At 57.9% G+C, this 18118-nt stretch carries 16 protein-coding genes; 2 read left to right on the forward strand and 14 right to left on the reverse strand.

Annotated elements, in window-relative coordinates; translation table 11 throughout:
* Positions 1–91 precede the first annotated feature (91 nt).
* Together V8J88_RS25190 and V8J88_RS25195 are read right to left on the reverse strand one after the other, a co-directional pair.
* On the reverse strand, positions 92–1138 hold the full coding sequence (locus V8J88_RS25190; RefSeq protein WP_338847047.1) for a phosphatidylinositol-specific phospholipase C: 1047 nt from the start codon (positions 1136–1138) through the stop codon (positions 92–94).
* 139 nt (positions 1139–1277) lie between these two features.
* Complete coding sequence (locus V8J88_RS25195; RefSeq protein WP_338847048.1) at positions 1278–1556, reverse strand: DUF6150 family protein; 279 nt, start codon at positions 1554–1556, stop codon at positions 1278–1280.
* 115 nt (positions 1557–1671) lie between these two features.
* Here V8J88_RS25195 and V8J88_RS25200 point away from each other — a divergent pair, with 115 nt between their 5' ends.
* Positions 1672–2019, forward strand: a complete 348-nt coding sequence (locus V8J88_RS25200; protein ID WP_338847049.1) for a hypothetical protein — start codon at positions 1672–1674, stop codon at positions 2017–2019.
* A complete protein-coding gene (locus tag V8J88_RS25205; protein ID WP_338847050.1) occupies positions 2012–2353 on the forward strand; it encodes a hypothetical protein in 342 nt (113 codons plus the stop codon). Before V8J88_RS25200 ends, V8J88_RS25205 begins: the two co-directional genes overlap by 8 nt.
* Positions 2354–2369: 16 nt before the next feature.
* Here V8J88_RS25205 and V8J88_RS25210 read toward each other — a convergent pair whose 3' ends face one another.
* The 12 genes from V8J88_RS25210 to V8J88_RS25265 all read right to left on the reverse strand — a co-directional run bounded on the left by V8J88_RS25210 (position 2370) and on the right by V8J88_RS25265 (position 18113).
* A complete protein-coding gene (locus tag V8J88_RS25210; protein ID WP_338847051.1) occupies positions 2370–3440 on the reverse strand; it encodes a hypothetical protein in 1071 nt (356 codons plus the stop codon).
* A gap of 49 nt (positions 3441–3489) precedes the next feature.
* Positions 3490–4551 (reverse strand): hypothetical protein, encoded by a 1062-nt coding sequence (locus tag V8J88_RS25215; protein WP_338847052.1) that lies wholly within the window; start codon positions 4549–4551, stop codon positions 3490–3492.
* 68 nt (positions 4552–4619) lie between these two features.
* Entirely contained in the window at positions 4620–5171 is a 552-nt protein-coding gene (locus V8J88_RS25220) for a hypothetical protein (protein ID WP_338847053.1), read from the reverse strand.
* A 77-nt stretch (positions 5172–5248) separates the two neighbouring features.
* On the reverse strand, positions 5249–6409 hold the full coding sequence (gene tssA / locus V8J88_RS25225) for a type VI secretion system protein TssA (protein ID WP_338847054.1): 1161 nt from the start codon (positions 6407–6409) through the stop codon (positions 5249–5251).
* A 12-nt stretch (positions 6410–6421) separates the two neighbouring features.
* Positions 6422–10573, reverse strand: a complete 4152-nt coding sequence (locus tag V8J88_RS25230) for a type VI secretion system protein (protein ID WP_338847055.1) — start codon at positions 10571–10573, stop codon at positions 6422–6424.
* A gap of 26 nt (positions 10574–10599) precedes the next feature.
* The gene (locus V8J88_RS25235) at positions 10600–11400 is read right to left on the reverse strand and encodes a DotU family type IV/VI secretion system protein (protein WP_338847056.1); all 801 of its coding nucleotides are present in this window, start codon (positions 11398–11400) and stop codon (positions 10600–10602) included.
* Positions 11397–12803, reverse strand: a complete 1407-nt coding sequence (tssK, locus tag V8J88_RS25240; protein WP_338847057.1) for a type VI secretion system baseplate subunit TssK — start codon at positions 12801–12803, stop codon at positions 11397–11399. The genes V8J88_RS25235 and tssK overlap by 4 nt, the downstream gene beginning before the upstream one ends.
* Positions 12804–12840: 37 nt before the next feature.
* A complete protein-coding gene (locus V8J88_RS25245; protein ID WP_338847058.1) occupies positions 12841–13293 on the reverse strand; it encodes a hypothetical protein in 453 nt (150 codons plus the stop codon).
* A gap of 4 nt (positions 13294–13297) precedes the next feature.
* Complete coding sequence (locus V8J88_RS25250) at positions 13298–13699, reverse strand: DUF4150 domain-containing protein (RefSeq protein WP_338847059.1); 402 nt, start codon at positions 13697–13699, stop codon at positions 13298–13300.
* A gap of 29 nt (positions 13700–13728) precedes the next feature.
* Positions 13729–14292, reverse strand: coding sequence for a DUF3540 domain-containing protein (locus tag V8J88_RS25255; protein ID WP_338847060.1), 564 nt, complete (start codon positions 14290–14292; stop codon positions 13729–13731).
* Positions 14293–14304: 12 nt separating this feature from the next.
* Positions 14305–15426 carry a pentapeptide repeat-containing protein gene (locus V8J88_RS25260; protein WP_338847061.1) on the reverse strand — a complete coding sequence of 374 codons (1122 nt, stop codon included), beginning with the start codon at positions 15424–15426 and terminating at the stop codon, positions 14305–14307.
* A complete protein-coding gene (locus V8J88_RS25265; protein ID WP_338847062.1) occupies positions 15423–18113 on the reverse strand; it encodes a DUF2169 domain-containing protein in 2691 nt (896 codons plus the stop codon). The genes V8J88_RS25260 and V8J88_RS25265 overlap by 4 nt, the downstream gene beginning before the upstream one ends.
* Positions 18114–18118 lie beyond the last annotated feature (5 nt).

Below are 18118 nucleotides of genomic sequence, written 5' to 3' on the forward strand. Positions count from 1 at the left end.
ATAGCATGTCCCCGGGTAACAGGGCTGCGATGGGAAGGGAAGGAACAGGAAAATATTCAGGCCGGCGTTGCCGGCCTGAGCAAAAAACGGGTCAGCGCAGGCGCTGATTCAAGCGGATGATGGTGTCAAGCAGGCCGGGGCCGGGAAAATCAGTGATCACGATGCCGCTATGCTGCAAGCCTTTGCGCTCAATGTATTCCTGGGTCAGCACATTGCTTCCTTCAAACGCGATGGTGCAAATGCCGATGAAGCAGGACACGCGCGGAAAATCAGGGTAGCTGTTTTTCCAGCCGGGGGTGGTCAAGCCGGTCGCCAGGCGCGGCGCGCTGGTGCCGGGACTGGAGTGGCCGCTCACCACAAAGTAGGGGAAAGAGCCGCCCGAGCCGGACAGGTAATTCAGGAAAAATGGCGGCACGGTGGTCGAATTGCGTTCCGCATTCGCGCTTTCCAACTGTGCTTTGATTTTTTCCCACTTGCTGTACAAATCCCAGTTGGTGCGCAGATGGTAGGCGTCTTGCGCATTCAGGCTGCCGTAATGCAGGCCCCAGTCAATCCCGGAGAAGTCGCGCAGCAGCACGATTTTGCCGCGCACCTCGCGCAGGGTGGGGATGTTGGCGCCGCGCCAGAAATATTGGCTGTAGCGCGCATCATTGGCGTAAGTGTTGAAAATCTGGGCAAAACTCATCGTCGTGTTGGCCGCTTCATATTCTTCTTTGACGCGCATCAACACGGTTTCGCCCGGATGTTCCGCCAGGAAGCGGGTCACGGCTTGCAGCACATCGTCATAATTTGCATGCTGATACACAAAGCCATGATGAATCGCAAATTTATTGTCGATGCGGCGGCAGCGGATATCCAGCATGCGCACGCCGGATTGCAATTGTTGCGGCAAAGACATGGATTGGGTTTGCACCGCATCGCCGCCATAAAAAGACATGGTGTCGTGGGTGCCGGGGATGGACAGACGCGACAGCGGCAAATGGTCGGGCAGGGCGCGCATCCAGTCAGCTTGATTGGTTTTGACTTGCGCATCATGCGAATAGGCGGGGTGGTTGTGGCTGTAAGCGTCGCCGGCGGCCAGGCTGATGCCAAGCGTGAAGGCGCAAGCGGTCAGCAAGCGTGCAAAAATTCCGGACATGGTTTTATCCTTCTTCTACAGAATGTGTGCGTTTGAAAGGGGGAGAAACTCACCGGACGGCGAGTGCTGACAATCTTAGCGCATGGGCACAAGCGGCGCCAATATTAAAAGCGAGGGCTTGCTCGGTTTTGTCGGCATATCATCGCCCAAAGCGCCCCCGATAGCGGCTTTCAGTCTGCCAGCCGGCTTCGCCGTAACTATCGACAAAGCAGACTTTGACTTGCGCCATGCCGATGCTGGTGAAATACAGCCAGACCTCGGCATCTTGCTTATCGCGTGTGATATACCAATGCGCATCGCCGCGCGCCAAGCCCCAGCTGCTGACGCGGCGCACCAGTAAATCAGCTTCACCGCGCGAGACCAGCGCGACCCGCAAATGCGCCTCGCCCATGGAAGAGGTTTGAAAGACACGCGCCATATGGCCTCCTGTCACAACATACCGGTATGAGGGTTGTAAAAAATCCATCTCGCATCCAGCCGGCATTTACCGTATCCTGCATAAAACAGCGATGCCGCCCGGCGTGGAGATGGAGATGAGCGAAGACAACGATCCCCGGCTTGCCTTGCGCAATCAGGCGCATCAAGTGCAAATTATTCAACCCGAAGGCGCCAAACGCCCCATGCTCGGCACACGCGACCCGCAGGAAATTGAGCGCCGCCTGCAAGTGCTCAAGCAATGGGGGACGCCACAACATCCGGGGCGCAAAAAAGCGCTGCAGGCGATTGAACAAGCCTTGCCGCAGCGCACACAGACCATTTTGTCGCATCAATTGCCGCCAGCGCTGCAGCAGGAATTGAATGGAGGTGCGGGGCCGCTGTCAGAATCGCGCAAACATCAGCGCGATCCATACAGCGTTTGCTTGAATCAGCCGGATGAATGAACAGGGCGCGCTATTTTCGGCCAGCAAAGCGTTGACCTATGATTCTGGCGGAGTCTGGCGACAAATCGCGCCGGTGGGGTGCGCCGCCGCCAGTGCCATCAATTTTCTGACGCCACCTGCCTCTGGGGTGTTTATGCGCTTGCGCACTGCCTGCGACGTCGCCCAACGTCATCATTGCGGTATTGCCGCGTTTGGATTGGCCGGCATGCACCAGGCCGGCAAGTTGGGGATGTATCGTATTTGCGCCTCCTTTGGTGGTGATGGTGGGTTGATCGCCGAATTTTGCATCTCGTTTGACTTTTGGCATGACAGCCTCCTGTTTGCACTGCAATAAATGCTTGTTTTTTCAGTCACAACTTGGCAGCCCGCTTGCTCAAAATTGTGCTCATGAAAGTGTGCGAGTCCTGCTTTGATAATTCTTTGCGTTTGCCGGAGGCAAACACCGTCATGCCGGTAAAGTGTGGCGATTGGGTGGTGTCATTACCCTTTGGCCTCTGCATAATGCCGGAAGGGAGTGGGGCGGTTTGTTGAATACCTTTGCGGCTGCCGATGGTCGGGCTGGATAAACTTAATCCAGAGACGTGTTTTTTCAGTGCTTCGGCTTCTGACTTATTGATATTGCCGCGCGCCCCGTCCTGCAGGTGGTCGAATTTCTTTTCCCAGTCGCCAGAGGCATTCTTGAAATAGATTTTGTGTCGCGCCGCTTTCACGGTTCCGGCCAAGTCGCCGCTTTCATGCACATAGATGGTGGACTTGATGCGCACATTATCGCCATGTAACTCTTTGAGTCTTTTCTGCCCCTCCTCACGCGCCATGTCTTCAATATTGGAATGTACGCTGGCCGGTTGCGCGCCGAGCGGATCGCTCAGGCCGCCGGCATGCTGGGCGCGGCTGTGCGCGATTTCTGAACCCCATTTTGAGGTTTTGTTGGTGGCAGGGACGAAAGATGAATCACTCATCAAATGCGCGCTTAAATGATCCCTGACCTTTTTTTGATCCGGAGTCCAGGCGGCGCGATCAATCCGCGCGCCACCCAGCGAAGTTCCAGATGTAAATCCGGAACTGTCGCGATCACCCTTGAATTTGACACGCACCGTGCCAGTTTTATACGACTTGAGTTGCTTTAACTGGTCAATCTTGAGCTGATTGGCGCTGCCGGTGTGCGGCGCCGTCAGATCGTCAATTGCGCGCGCCTTGGCGTTTGGGTGGCGGGAAGGCGCGGTGGAGCGCAATTGCAATTTTACTTGCAAGGCCTGACCAGCCTTGAGCGTGCCCCGGCGAAATGCGTACTTACCGCCACCCAGTGCGGTGACCGGGACAGTAATCGTTTTGCTGCTTCCTGTCCCCAGATCAAACTTGCGTTTCGCTTTGACATGCGAATGCTTGTTGTGCCGCAAGTGCTTGTTTTTTGCAATGCCCATGATCAATCCTTGCTGTTATTACCATGCTGCGCCACAGACTGGCGCCGCCTTATTTCTTCACACTGCCATTGCTGGTGCGTTGAATCGATTTTTGCACATCCAATTGCCGCCCTGAGCTGTGCATTTCGCGGTGTTCATCTTTCAGCCGCTTATGAATATTCGGTGCGCTCTTGCTCAGTTCAAGGCTGTTGCCGATATGCCGGCCCATCCCCACCGCCAAACCATAGCCAATCATGGCGGCGGTCATCACCTTATTGCCGCGAATCTTGGCGAGCGGCTTGGAAAACATGAATTTGACCGGGAAGTGACGGAAAAACTTGCCGTAAGTTGTGTTTTTGGGGAAGGTTTTGTCCATTGCCGCCTTGGTGTTTTTGCGCGGTTTGGGCAAGTTGTAGACCGCCATGGTGGCGATCGCCATGCCGATTGCGCCGGCCATTTTGTCTTGCACCAGATCGCCAAACGCATGCGCGCCATGCTTGAGCTTGTTGCCGCTGTCCAGTTCGCCATAATGATCTTTGGCATTCCAGAAGGCGGTTTTTATATGCTGTGCTTTGGTATTCAGAAAACGCTTCGGATCAAAAATCAGATTGCCAAACTGCTTGGCCTGGTGCACCCGTTGATCCAGATAGCGCATCGCCAGATGCGGGTTTTGGTAGATTTGCTTCAGATGGCGCGGGTCAACCATGTCCAAGGTGGAGTCAAACATCTTGCTTTTGACGCCGCCGCCAACATGCGTCACGCCCTTGGTGATCTTATCCATATTGTCAGCCAGCAAATCCACCCCCTTGTTGAAGACGGCTTTTTTGATGCGGGTGTGAAACCAGTCATCCGGGTTGGGTTTGAGCTTGAGCTTCTCACGCGTCATGCTGCTGGCGGATAAAGCTGTTTTTTGCACCGCATGATCCAGCATATCGGAAGCATGTTGCTGTCCCTGTTTGCGCAAAGTGTGAAATTGCAGTTTGGCCTTTAACAAGTGTTGGGCCAGATCAGGGTATTTTTGTTGAAACATCTGGCTTTGCGTTTGCATGTTTTTTTTGAAAACCTGCAAGCGTTGTTCCACTTTCTGGCTGACAGGCGGCGTGCTGCCGCCGGTTTCGTTTTCTTTGGGCATAATGCGCTCCTCAGTCGATTGCCGCCGGCTCAGGCTGGCGGCGATTGCGATTGATCATGCAAGGCTCTTCAGGCAAATTTCCGGGTATGCGTCACGGTCACCGAACCTGCCGGATACTTCGCCGCTTTGCGTGCAATCTTGTCTTCCACATCGCGGTAAGTCATGGGCCGGATGCCATCGCCCAAACCGCCATTCACTTTGGGCCGGTTCAGACGGGTGGCAGGCTTGCCGGCGGCTTTCCGCTTGAGATGCTTCGACGTGTCACTGCCGAGCGGCTCAATGAAAGCCAGCCCTTTTTTGCCAGAATTCCGATTGAAGTCCTTGTTCTGTGGAAACATATTGCTTTGCTTGCCATGTCCCTTGAGCTGGGCGGGCTGGATATGGCCGGCATCCCATTTCATTTTGGGTTTGATGGTTTGCTTGAAGTTATAGGTCTTTGTTTTTTTCACCCCGCTGTCACTGGTGTAATGCAGCTTCACCTGGACCTTGGTTGGAATCGAGATCGAAGGCATATTCACATATTTGCGTGAAGCCTTGGTCGGCGCCGCGCCTTTGCCGACAGAGGGGTGATATACCGTCTTTTCGGCCTTTTTAATTTTCTTTGACATGGAGTGGGGCATGGCTTGCTCCTTATTGAGAGGGTTTCAGTTTCAAACATGAGCTGCGACAAATACATTGCGCTGCCTGGCGGTGGGACTTATCCAGCCTTCTCTTCCGTCTCCAGCCCCAGCATTTCAAAAATATTCAACTGCCCGCCCAGGCGCAGAAACAATTCCTGATACAGCTCCACCGTATTCAAGCTGCCCCATTCGGTAGCGCGCCGCACCAGGTAGGGCACCGGGCTGTGCGGCTCCAAGCGCATTAAAAATTCAGCGGTTTCAGCCAGACGCGCGTAGGCGTCGGCGCGGCTCTTGATTTCCGCTGCCGGCGCTGGCGCAGCGGTGAATTGCGGCGCCGCGCTCGGGACACTCACGGCAGCGGCGGCCCCGGGCAGGGAGGCATTGCTTGCGCTTTGCGAGGTTGCAGCGGCGCTTTGCGCCTGTGGCCGCACGCCGCGCTTGTACAACTCGCTTTCGACAAACGACAAAATCTGTTGCAGCAGCGTGGTCATGCTGCTGACGCCCGGCGCCTCTTCGGCAAACAGCGCATCCATGCAGTCATTCAACTCTTCAATCGCCTGCAAAGATTCGCTCAGCATTTGCTGTAAATGGGAAAACGCCTCGGTGCCGGTGCTGCTGATGCTGGTGTTGAGTTCGAGCAGGCTGACGCCTTCCGGCGCATGTTGCGCGCCATTGTTTTTGCTGGCGCTGGCTTTGAGCTGCTCATTACGGTGCGCCTGCTCCCAATCCGCCCAGTTGTATTGACGCTCACGGCCAAGGCCGATGATGGGCGTCAAGCGCAGCACCGGCAGCAGTTTTTCGCCTATCCAGCGGATCACATTGGCGCGGTATTCCAAATCGCCATCCTCGGCCAGCGGATACAAATCCTGCCAAAAGCGCTCGCACAAATCTTTCAGCAAAACCAGGCAAGGCGCCAGCGCGGCCAGCCCGGTTTGATTTAATTGCGCTTCTAAAAACCAGGCCAGCAATTGCAAGTCGCGGCTTTCATCGCGCAGCGCTTGCAGGGAAAGGCTGCTGACCACGCCCCAATCGGCGCGCTTTAAATCATATTCCCACGCGCCCATGGGTAAGCTGGCGTCATCCTGGCGCCGCGCCTGTTCGATTTTCAGATAGGTTTGATTGCCGCGCAGCGCCCGTCCGGCTGGAAATTGTTCTGAAATCGGTGTCAGCAGCGCGCTGTAAGACACCCCCAATTGGTGTTCAAAGAAATGCGCTGCGCTGTGTTGGAGTGGCGTCATGATCGCGTCCTTTCATTGTGGTGCTGTGCGCGGGAAGGCTGGCGGCAGCTTGAGCGTAGCCGGGGCCTTGGTCTTGGGATCTTTGCCGGACAATTGCAGACTCAAATACAGTCTGGCTTGTGCGCTTTCTGCTTTCACCGGCGGCGCAGCGCTGGCGGGCGCATTGTTTGCCGTGTTTTTGCCGGCGGTGGCGTTCGCATTGGTCAGCGGCACATTGAATTCCAGCAGCAAACGGTTGCTGTCCGCCGGGTCGGTTTGCGGCCCGCTCTTCGGTTTGTGCCGCTCAATCATGCGCAGCAAGGCCCAATTGCCATTGCTGGCGAAGGAAGCGGTATTGCCATCCACTTGCAAGTCGCTCTGTTCGCCGGATGCCAGCGGCAGCCAGGCAGAGCGGTTGGCCCATTCCATATCAAACACCAGCGCCTGACCGAATGGCCATTCCAGCGTGCTGCCCCGGTTCGGATAAGCGATGCTGCGCGATGCCGAGGACAGGCTCCAGTTGGCAATCTGTTCGGCCCCGATAGAGGCGGCCAGCTGAGCGCGGAAATTCACATTCAATTTCACGCTGCCATTCGCCAGCGCAGAGGCCGGCAGATTGCCGCCCGGGCTTTGTGCATTCGCGCTGGCGGCTGGATCGGTCTCGGTTTGCAGCAAACTGCTGTTCATGAACGTCGCAATGCCATCCAGCTGATTCAAGAATTGCCGCGCACTGTCCCAATATGGATCAGACAGCCCGCTCATGCTTTGCTTGAGCGCCGCGCTGTTATTCGCATACTCTGCAAAGAAATTGCGCACCACATACAGATTCGCATCCGGCGCACTGAGCGGGCCGAAAGGATAGCGTCCCGCCAGTTCGCGATTAAAGCGCCCGGCCAATTGCATGTAATTGCTTTGCGCTTGCGCACTGCGCTCTCCTTTACAGCGCAGACTGAGTTGTTTTTCCAGCTGCAAGCGGTGTTGCGAGAACAAATCATTGCCGCCGACAGGCGAGGCATACGACGCCAGCGTCTTGCTGCATGTGCCGTATGTGACTTCCGCCAATTGTTTCAAGAACAGATTTTCCAGATGGCTGACCTGGCCGTTCGGGTCTTTCGCCTGCAAATATGTTTTCAGCTCAAGCTGGGTATTGCTCCAGAAACCAGCGTTTTGCATCGTGGCGCCAGTCTGGCTGGCGGTGGCCTGGCTTTGCGTAAGCCAGTCAACATATGGCCCGGCGTAGCCGGCCAGCACCTGAGCGCGCGACAATTGGCGCGATAAATAGTCTTTCAAAGCAGGCGTCGCTCCCAGCTCATACAGATACGCATCGGCGCTGGAGGCTTGCGCCGCATACGGCGCCTGGTACAGCTGGCTTTGTTCCGCCAGCAATGCGATTTTGCCCAGATGGTCATTGGCGTATTGGCGCGCACACTGATTCAGGCTCAAGGCGCTGGCGTGAAAGCCAAGCTTTTGCATAGATTCATGCAGATTCAGCAGCGCAGGCAAGAGCTTGCCAAAACTGGCGCTGTCGCTGCTCTCCTGCTGCTCAGCATTGCTCAAGAGATAGGCGTCGCTTTGCTCATTCGTCAGGGTTTGCGCCTGCTGCAAGCTGCGCGCCATCGCCAAGCCCAGCTGGTGGCGCGCCAACTTCTGGAACAATGCTTGCTGGTCTGCCCCTTTTAACAGGGGATTGGCGTTGAAAGCCTGGTATTGCTTGACGAAATTGCCCGCCTGGTTGAGATAGGCAGGATTCCAGGCGGCGATTTTGCCATTGCAGACAAAGCCCGGATTGGGGTCCAGGCGCATGAATTCCTGGCTGCTGAGCAATTCCATTCCTGCCAGCTCAAGCAAGAGTTTCGGATTCAGATCAAGTTGTCCATTTTGCTGCACAAACAATGCGCCATATTCAGGCAACTGCATGGCCGACAGATTTTGCATGGCCTTCGGATAATTTTTTGCGGCGTCAAAACCGGCGCTCGCGCTGCGCAGCAAATTGGCGGGATAGTTATAGCGTGTGATCAGCGGCTGCAACTTGCTTTCCAGCTCGGTTTGCACTTGCAAGATCGGATTATTCGCAGCGCTAGATCCCAGCCAGGATTTGCGCACCCAGGACAGCCAGCGCGTAAAGTCGCGGATATTGCCAAGCACCGGCTGGCGTTTCTCCTCCAACTGCGTGAGCAGCGCGGCGCCAACGCCGATTTCACGCAGCATCAATTGCTGCACCATTTCGGCCTGGAAATGAATTTGGCTGCTGGTGGCCTGGCGCAGATTTTCGGGCAGACGCAAATGCGCATGGGCTTGGCTGTCGCCTATTTTTTCCAGCGTTTGCGGCAACAGGCCGGGATGGTTTTTCAAGCGCGCCGGCAGCGTGGTGCGGTAAGCGTATTCAACCAGTCCGAGGAAGTCCTGCAATAACTGGGCATCGTGCGCATTGCGTCCCCCGCTTTGCAAACGGCTCAAGCGTGTGATATTCGTTTCCAGATGATTGACTTGCTGCACATAGCGCATCAAATCTTCCAGCGCTTGCGGAAAAGCCGCCTCGGGATTCACGTTTGCGCCCGGCTGACGCGCCGCCAGTTCCTGCGCGCGCAAGTTGATTTGACACGCCACGCCTGGCAGCACCACTGTTTTCAAGGCCTGATTGGCCAGTCTCTGCGCGCTTTGCTTGCTTAAACGTTGATCAAACCAGGACAGCGGGATCAGCAGGGATTGCGCATCGGCGTCAATTTTGCTGATTTGGTTAATCAGCTGAAACACGGTTTCTTCACGCACGCAAATCGCGGCCCCGGCTTGCGCTGCACTCACCTGGTTGAGCGGCGGCGGCGCGCTGCTGACATGGGTTTGCTGCACCAGTTTGAGCGCCCCCACCACATCATCGACCTGCTGACTGATTTGCTGGCAGGCAATGCAAAAACCCAAGGCCAGCGCAGCCGCCAGCACCAGTCCGCTGACTTGCAAACGGCGGATCAAGGCATTGCGCGACCAGATGCCGGCGCGCGTCGGGCGCGCCAGGGCGCGTTCGGCCAATACTTTCTTGCACAGCAGATCGGTGACAAACGAGACATCGTTGCGCGTCACCTGCAAGGCTTCATCCTGCTGGCCATAAGGCGGAATTACGCCAGTGAAATACGCGCCACGGCAAAAGAAAGTGGTTTGCCATGGCGTGGCTTGAAATACCGTGGACAGCCAATGCTGGAAGGGACGGCGCAATTGTTGGAATTGGCGCGGAAATAAAAACAGCGGATCAGCGTCAGCGCGCGCGATGCGGTGCTGATCTCCCTCTGGCGAGACGGCCGCTGCGGCTTCCACCTGCAAGGCTTTCAGACGCACATCCAATTGGCTGAAGGCGGCATCCGCCCAGCTGGCCGGCGCGCCTTCGTTTTGCTGAGTCGGACAAGACCAGCCGAAAATCTCATCGCGCCGTTCTGCTGTTTGCGAGCGCCAGAAAGCGGCAAAACCCGGCACGCAATCGGTTTGCGTCACCACCACATACACCGGCAGGGCGAATTCAAACTGTTGCTCCAGGTTCTGCAGCTGCTGGCGCGTGTTTTCCGCAATCTGTTGACGCTCTTCCAGGCTGGCGTGCAATAAACTGGCCGCTGAAACCGTCAACAGCACGCCATCAATCGCGCGCTCCGGTCTGAGATTATCGAGTGCGCGCAAGACCTTATCCCAAGCCGGAAACGGCGCGCCATGACTCAACCGGGCTTGCGCCGCCTGCACCGGCAAGCGCCCCTCAGGATCGATTAAAAAACCTTGATTCACGCCATGCCAGACGACCCCCTCAATTTCCAGCTGGGTTTGCTCGCCATACAAGCCCTGGCGCAATGTGGGCGAAAGCGAGGCGATCAAGCTGCTTTTACCTGACCCTTGCTGACCCAGCAGCAAAATCCATTGGCGCTGGTAGCGCCACTCACGCAGGGTGCGCAAATAGTCAATCGCCAGCGAAGTTTTTTCCAGCCAGCTCAAATGCGGCGGCGCGCCGTCCTGCGGCGCACAGCCGCACAAAGCCGGAACCTTGGGCAGCGTCGCCAGCGGTTTGATCCTGCGCCACAGCGCGCGCAAGCCGAAAGCGAGCAGGAACAAGAGCAAAAACGCGCCCACCGCGCCGCCCAGCAGCATGGCCAGATCCGGCAAGCCGAGATTGCGCGCTTTAAAATAATTCAGCAATTGCTGCAATGCGTCCACGCCTGCTCCTGTCTTGAATGCGGCGCTTACTGCGCCAGATATTCCTCAAACGGATGCATCAAAATCAGCCATGCCACAATCGTCAGCAAGAGATACGCCAGCAAGGCGTACAGCCCGAGATTGCGCCATGGCGAGAGCGGGGCCAGGCGTTCGTCCTGGCCATCGGTCAATAAAAAATCGTAAGCTTGCTGGAAGGCCGGGATGCTTTCCGGCGCCACATCCGGCTTGCCCGGGCTGCTGTGGCGCACCATGCGATACAGCATCTGGCGGATGGTGGAAAGCTCAGGCTGTCCCTGGCGGCCCCGGTAGCAACCGCGAAAACCCAATTCCAGCGCCAATAAAAACACCCCGGCCAAGTCGGCGTATAAAGGACTGCGGCCTTTGATTTTGAGCAGTTGGCGCGCCATCGCATAAAAGCGGCTGCCAGCGTCATTGCTGCCAAACAGACGCTGCTCCAGCAGCACCTGCAGCCAGGCTTCCTGTCCCGGCCACTCCAATTCCAGCAGCAAAATCTCATCCGCCAGGGCTGCCATCGCATACAAGGCGATGCGATGGGCGCGCGCTTGTTCCAGCGTGGCGCGGGCGGCAAAGCTGCGTTCCTGGCTGCGCAATTGCGCGGCCAGCCGGTTTGATAATTGACGCGCAAATTCCTGCGGCGATTGCGGCGGCGGGCCGCCGTCAGCGCTCAGCCAGCTCGCCAGCCGTCCTTCGGATTGAGCGTCTTTCATGGCGGCAATTTCTTCATAAAATTGCGCGCACAGATCCAGCAGGGCGAATTCAATCGCCCCGCCTGGCTCAACTTGATCCGAATCCGGCGCATCTCTCACTGCTTGCCTCCAATCCGGCGATGCAAGATGATGGCTTGCGGTTGATTATTGTTTTTGCGCCCCATCACCTGCAATTCCTTGCCGGCGTGAAACGCCAGCTGGCTGCGCTCATCGGATAAATGCAGCGGACGGTTGCGGATCAAAAACAGCGCAGCCTGCGGCCGCATTTTCAGGCGCTCGATTTCCTGGCTGGTAAGGGCGCGCACCTGCGCCCCCGGTAAGCGCGCACGCAGCAGCTGCGGCATCACATCTGCGCTGGCGATGCGCGCATCTTCCAGCCAGGCTTGCATCTGCTCGCGGTTCTGGTTTTCAGACGGTTTGAGTTCAAGCAACAGGCCATCATGCAAATCAGCCGGCAGCATGCGTTCGTAACAGGCATGCAATTGATCCAGGCAATGATGATCGGCGCGCGTGAAATGCATGTTTTCGTAATTTGTTTCGACTTGCGTCAACTTGGCTTCGATGTAGTCAAACGCGGCCTGGAATTGCGGCATACAGTCGTCATGCGCAAAGGGCTTCATCAGCAGCGGCAGAGGATTGCCGCCCAGGCAGGCGACGGCCCCGACCACATGGGTGAGCGCCTGGTACGCCAGTTGCGGATGGCATTGCTCATGCAATTGCACGGAAAACTGCGGCAGGCAGCTGGCGATATGCCGCGCGGCGTTCAGGTGCTGGCGGATTTCCTGTCCCAATTCCGCTTCCTGCGCATTGGCTTCGGTTTGACCTGCCAATTTCTGCGCTTTGTCCCACAGCAGATCATGTAACGCCAAGAGACGCCGCTGCAGACTGCGTTCGCCCTGAAAGCGCGAGGCGTTCAAGTGCAGCATGGGCGGGTGGTATGGCGTCATGATCAGTTTTTCATTCAAATCGCGCACCACTTCCAGCAGCGCAATCGCGCCATTCGGCGATGGACTGCGGCTGCCCACATATAACTGCAATTCGATTTGCAGCCGGGCCAGCTGTTGCCAGCCTTCGCCCGTGTTTTCATCCGCTGTGTCAGCGTCCAGCACGGAGTTGAAGCGGCGCTCGCGGCTGCTTTGCAGCGCTGCCGCCGGCCCGCGCTCATTCACGCGCAGCCATACTTTGAGCGGCGCGCCGCCCGGCTTGCAGTCTGCGCCGACATCAATTTCCAGATTGCCTTCCGGCAGGCGCGGAAATTTGCCGGGAAATTGCACCAGCAGGCCATCCGGCAAAATGCATTCCAGCAGGCTGATTGAGACCACATCCTTGATCAGCGCACATTCCAATTGCAACACGCCATGTGAATATGGCTGCAGGCTGCGGATGCGGTGGCGCAGATGTTGATGCCAGTAAATGTCATTTTGCTGAAAATGCTGCGGCGACAGCAGCATGCCTTCCGACCACTGGATTGCTTCCGGCAAGAGAGAGAGGCTGTGGCTCATAATTGGTCCCGTGTGCGGCTGGAATTTGCCGGCGCTGCTATTGCGCGCCGCCCTGGTATGTCACTGTGTTTGGTTTTAACCAGATCGTCATGCTTTTATACGGCGTCAGATTGCCGACCGGCTGACCGGACGGATCGACATAATTGGCGAAGCTGTACACGCCCACCGCCTGTTGATAGCGCGCCGGCAGCGCAACCTCGACGATGGTGGCTGGCGGCACTTGCAAAGCGACCACATCCACGCTGTTGGCCAGCCCATTCAACAAAGCGGTTTTCTGACTGAACCATTCCGGCCCGCTTTTCGGCATGATCTTCACCGCGTTTTCGTCGTAGGCAAAGACGATGTCGATGGCGGTGGCGATGTTCTGATTCGCATTCAGCTCGGCTGCAATTTTGATTTGCAGCAGCTTGGTCGGCGCCAGCGATTTGCAGGCGGCCAGCGCCAGCAGCAGGCATCCGATTTGGCAGCGTATGCAGAATTGGCTTGGCATGATTTCAGCTCAATAAAATCACGCGGAATTGCGCCGGCAGCAGTGACATGCCGATGGTGTTGAACGGAATCCCGTTCATACCCACCAGGGAAGTCATACGCGCGCCGCAAATGCCGCCGACAAACACTTGAAAACTGCCCATGATGTACATATCCGGCCCCATGAAAATCTGCGAAATCAAGCCGCCCAGAAAGCCCGCCTGATCGCCGATGCTGATGGTGCCGGGGGTCAGCAGGTTTTCCCCCAGCCCGGGGCCGAACATCACATTGAACACGCTCGGAATGTGCAAAATCGTGTAGGTGATATTCGGATACGGCAGCGGCACCACCGGAATCACCACCAGTGTTTTGCAAATGTCCGGAATCGTCATGATCGACATCCCGGCAAGGCTGTTGGTTGCAAACATCGTGCTTTCCTTTTCCTGTGGGCGCCGCATCAGCCCAGACTGATGCGTTCGCTATCGACCTTGATATCCTGTTCTGCGGTGATCAGGGTTTGCTCGCCATGCAGGCGCAGCAGTTGCTCGGCCTCCAGCAAAAAATGCTGCGCCCGGCCAACGTAATGGCGCATGTGCTGCACCACGCTTTCATGCACCGTGGAAAACAGATTGCAGGCGTTCAATTGCAATACCCCGGTCGCCGCGCTGATCTCAATATCGCGCAGCGCTTGCAGAGCGATCGCCTGTTGCGCCTGCAATTCGATGGTGTCTTGCTGCAGGCTGACTTTTCCGGCGCCGGGGACGGACAGCGCGACATGTTGCGGATTTTGGCGCGCCAGCACATGCAAAATATAGGGCGGGTTATCGTGCCCGGCGGCGGTCAGCACATGGTCGCCCACCTCCGGCGTGACCAGACAGCTGAGCGCTTGCCGCGCCACTCTGCCATCGTCGAGCATAAAGCCCTGCCCTTGCAGCACAACCGCGATGCGCGCCTCGCTCAATTGCAATGGCAGCGGGGCGGGCGGCGCTTGTTTATCGGTTTTTTCAGCTGAACGCATCATATGGTCTCCGCATTATGGTTGCAGGTGTACTGGCTGGGCGCCCCAGCTTGCCGGATCGAGCAGGCGCGCTTGCAGCGCTTGCGCTTGCATGCTGCGTTGCGCTTCCGCCTTGGCTTCGCTGATGCTCATCCGGTTGCGTGAAGCGGCTGCGTGCAGCGGCGCTTCGCACAGCGCGGCAGCCTGGAATTGCACGAAGTCGAGATTGGCGCGGCGCAGGTCAAGCCCGCAGCCATGGCTTTCCTGAAAGCGCGCATAACGCAAATCCGCACCCTGCAATGACACCTTGTGCAGACTGGCCTTGCCCCAATTGCTCATGGCCAGATTGGCCTGCGCAAAATTGCATTCATGCAGGTGCGCTTCCTGAAAACTGGCGAATTCCAAATCGGCATGGCTGCCATCAAGCTGCTCCAGGCGGGCGGCCAGGAATTGGCTGTACTTGGCGTGCGCCCGGTGCAGATTGGCTTGCTTGAAATTGGCTTGATGGAAGTTGCAGCGGCTCAAATCGGCCCCGCGTAAATCGGTTTCGCTCAAATCCGCCGCCTGCAAAGTACAGCGCGGCAGGCTGATGCCGGGCAGCGATTGTTTGGCGAAATTGGCTTCATTGAAAATCACGCTGTCCGCCTGCATGCCTTGCAAATCAGCCTGGCGCAGGTCGGCCTGGCTCAAGACCGAGTGAAACAGCGTCGCGCCGCGTAAACTGAGCGCTCCGAATTGGTTGCCATACAGAGTGCAGCGCTTGAGCGCAGCCTGATCCAGGCGCGCATGCGCCAGATCGCTGTTGATGATGCTGCAGGATTGCAGTGTGCTGTGGCGCCAGTCGCTGTGTTGCAATTGGCATTGGCTGAGGCAATTTTGCTTCATGTCCTGCCCCTGCAGCCTGGCGTGTTGCAAATTGCAGTTGATGAATACGGCATTCTGCAGCTGCGCCTGGCTGAAATCGGCAGCCTGTAAATCGCATTCGATGAATTTGGCGCGGCGCAAATCGGCTTCGCTGAAGCAAGCTTGGCGCAAATCGCATTGCTGAAAGATGGCGCCGCCCAACTGCCGCCGGCGCGCGTCCAGATTGTTCAGCCCGGCTTGCGCGATTGGCCGCTCGAGCTGAATCAGTTGTTCTATCCCGGCCCAATCAGTCATGCCGCCCTCCGTTCCTGATCCGTCAAGCCATCGGCGCCTTTCATGCCGCTCATTTCGCAGGCGGCAAAACTGGCGCCTTGCAGTTGCGCTTGCGAAAAATCTGCTTTGCGGCATTGGCATTGATAAAAATCGGCCCCCAGTGCGCTGGCGGCGCGCAAATTGGCGTGCATAAAAATCGAGCCGCTGAAAATGCCGCCATCGAGCTGCGCCCCGTTCAAGGCCGCCATGCCGAAATCACAGCGCAGCATGGCGGCGCCGCGCATATCTGCGTTGATGAAGCGGGCTTCGCGCAAGCCGCATTCGCGCGCCTGCACGCCGGACAGATTGGCCCCGCTCCAATCGGCAAAGCCGGCCCCTTGCACTTTCAGCCACAGCGCTTCCTGCCAATTGCTGTTTTGCAGCTGCGCTTGCACCAGCACGGTTTTATGCAAGCGCGCCTGTTGGCATTGCGCGCCGCTCAGGTCGGCGTGTTGCAAAATGGTCTGTTCCATCAGCGCGCCGCGCCAGCTGCTGCCGGCGGCCTGGGCTTGCGCCAGGGTGGCGCGGCTGACCTGGGCCGCGTCCAATACGGCTGCCTGCAGTTGAATTTTGTGTCCCAGTAATTTGAACAGATTGGCATGGCGCAGATCCGCGCCGCGCCAATCCGCTTCCAGCGCAAAAGCTTGTTGCAGATTGGCATGACTGAAGTTGCAGCGGTGCGCCCGGCTCAGGCTCAGATTGGCTTGCTGCAGATCTGCGCCGGAAAAATCGGCCTCATCCAATTGCGCTCCGGTCAAGACCGCTTTGCTCAGTTTGCAGTGGCGCAAATCGGCGCCGCGCAAGTCTGCCCCTTCCAACATAATCTCGCGCAAATCAGCGCCGCTCAGCTTGGCGCCGCGCAAATCGGCCCCGGCCAGATCGCGCCCGGCCAGGCTGATGCCGCCCGCCAGCCAGAGGCGCGCTTGCTGCCCGAGCTGTTGCGCCACTTTGGCCGGCAAGGGCAGGTTGCGCGCAATATCCGCAGCAATTTGCGGCGCCGCCTGGCGCGCCTGGCGTTGCATCGGCGCGGCTTGTTGCGCCGCCGCGCGCGCTTGCTGCAAGGTGCGAGGGTCCAGATCCGCCATCTGCTCTAAGCGCTGCAGCATTTGCACAAGGCGCGGGTCTTGCCCGGCTTCGCCCGGCGGCAATAAATCGTAAGCGGCCTGGTTGGCGCGCTCCAGCGCATGGGCGAGTTGCGCCGCTTCCAATTCCTGCGCCGGGCGTGCGGCAGCGGGTGGCTTGGGAATGTCTTGCAAGCCCTGCATTCTCTGTTCTGCATCGGCCTTGGCGCTGGCCGCCAGTGCGCGCGCCTTGTCGAGCATCCCGCTCAAATCGAAATCACTCTCTTGCACAGCTTGCGCGCTGATCAAGCCCAGCGGCGGCAGGCTGGCTTGCGGCGGCTGGTGATCTGCCGGCTTGTCCTGACCGGATTGGCGCCAGAAATCGGCGTCGAGCTGATCCAGTTGACGTTGGCGTTTCGCCAATTCTTCCTGCTCCGCCTGATGTTGCACGGCGGCGCGGCGGGCCAATTCGGCGGCGTCATATTCCGGCGCCAGTTGCGATTCGTTCAAAGCGTGTTGCGCACGGGTGGCCGGATCGAGGCGCAAGGCCATGACTTGCAGATAATGCTGCAGGGATTTTGGCGCGGCGCAATGCTCATAAGCGGCCATTAACACCGCGACATCCAATCCGTCGCAATCAGCAATCTCAATTTCGCCGTGATAAATCAAAATTCCCAGCGCATATTGCGGCAAAAACCAGACCGTATCGGCTTGCATCCGCACTTCGCGTGCGCGTTGCACATCGCTGGCGTGCTTGCTGTATTGCATGATGAAGGCGCGCGCCTGCAGACGCGGCAGCGCGCCAGTCAATTGCGCATGTTGCGGGTGCAGATTTTGCAGGCAATAGCTTTCCCCGCCCTCAAAATAAGCATCCATCCACTGATCCGGCGCGGCTTGATTGAACACGCTCCAGTCGATGTCATCGGCAAAGCCGGGTGCGCTGCGTTCAAGCCATTGCTGTTTGTAGGTACCGAATTTCTTCATGCGCGGCGCATGGCTGATATCAATCGGCCCGAATGAGGCCGGCACGGTGCGTTGCCAGTCGCCGCTTTGCTGCGGATATTCGAGATTGTGCATCAGGCCCTGGTGCGGGGTGAACATCACGCCATGAAAGCCGCGTCCGGCTGGATTGATGGGATGGTTCGGGCCGCCAAAGGCGCGGCTGTAATCCAGCGGCATGCTGACAAAGGGTTGCGGCGCGCTGATTTGCGCCGGCGCCATGCCGGCCAGCGGCCCCAGCATGCTGCCGAGTTTGCCGGCTTGCCAGATCCGTTCGCCGATTACGCGCAGGCATTTGGCGATGCCGCGCCCCTGTTTGCCGGCCAGCGCCATTCTGACCGTCAATTCCGGGACGGGTTTCTTGTCCGGCGCGTGGGCGCAGCCCAGCAGCAGCGCTTCCGCCTTGCGCTTGGGCATGACCTCATCCAGCACCATGCCAGCCGGCAGGCTTTCCACCACATGCGGCCATTGCAGGTTTTCGGTCAGGAAGCGCGGATTGTCTTGTCCCAGGCGGAAGAAGCCGAGTGCGCTCACCACCAGCATATTGCGTCCCTGAAATTGATAGGGCTTGTAGAGTACGCCCAGGGTTTGCGGTTTAATGATCTTCATGTTCG

This window comes from Massilia sp. W12 (assembly GCF_037300705.1).
Lineage (GTDB): Bacteria > Pseudomonadota > Gammaproteobacteria > Burkholderiales > Burkholderiaceae_D > JACPVY01.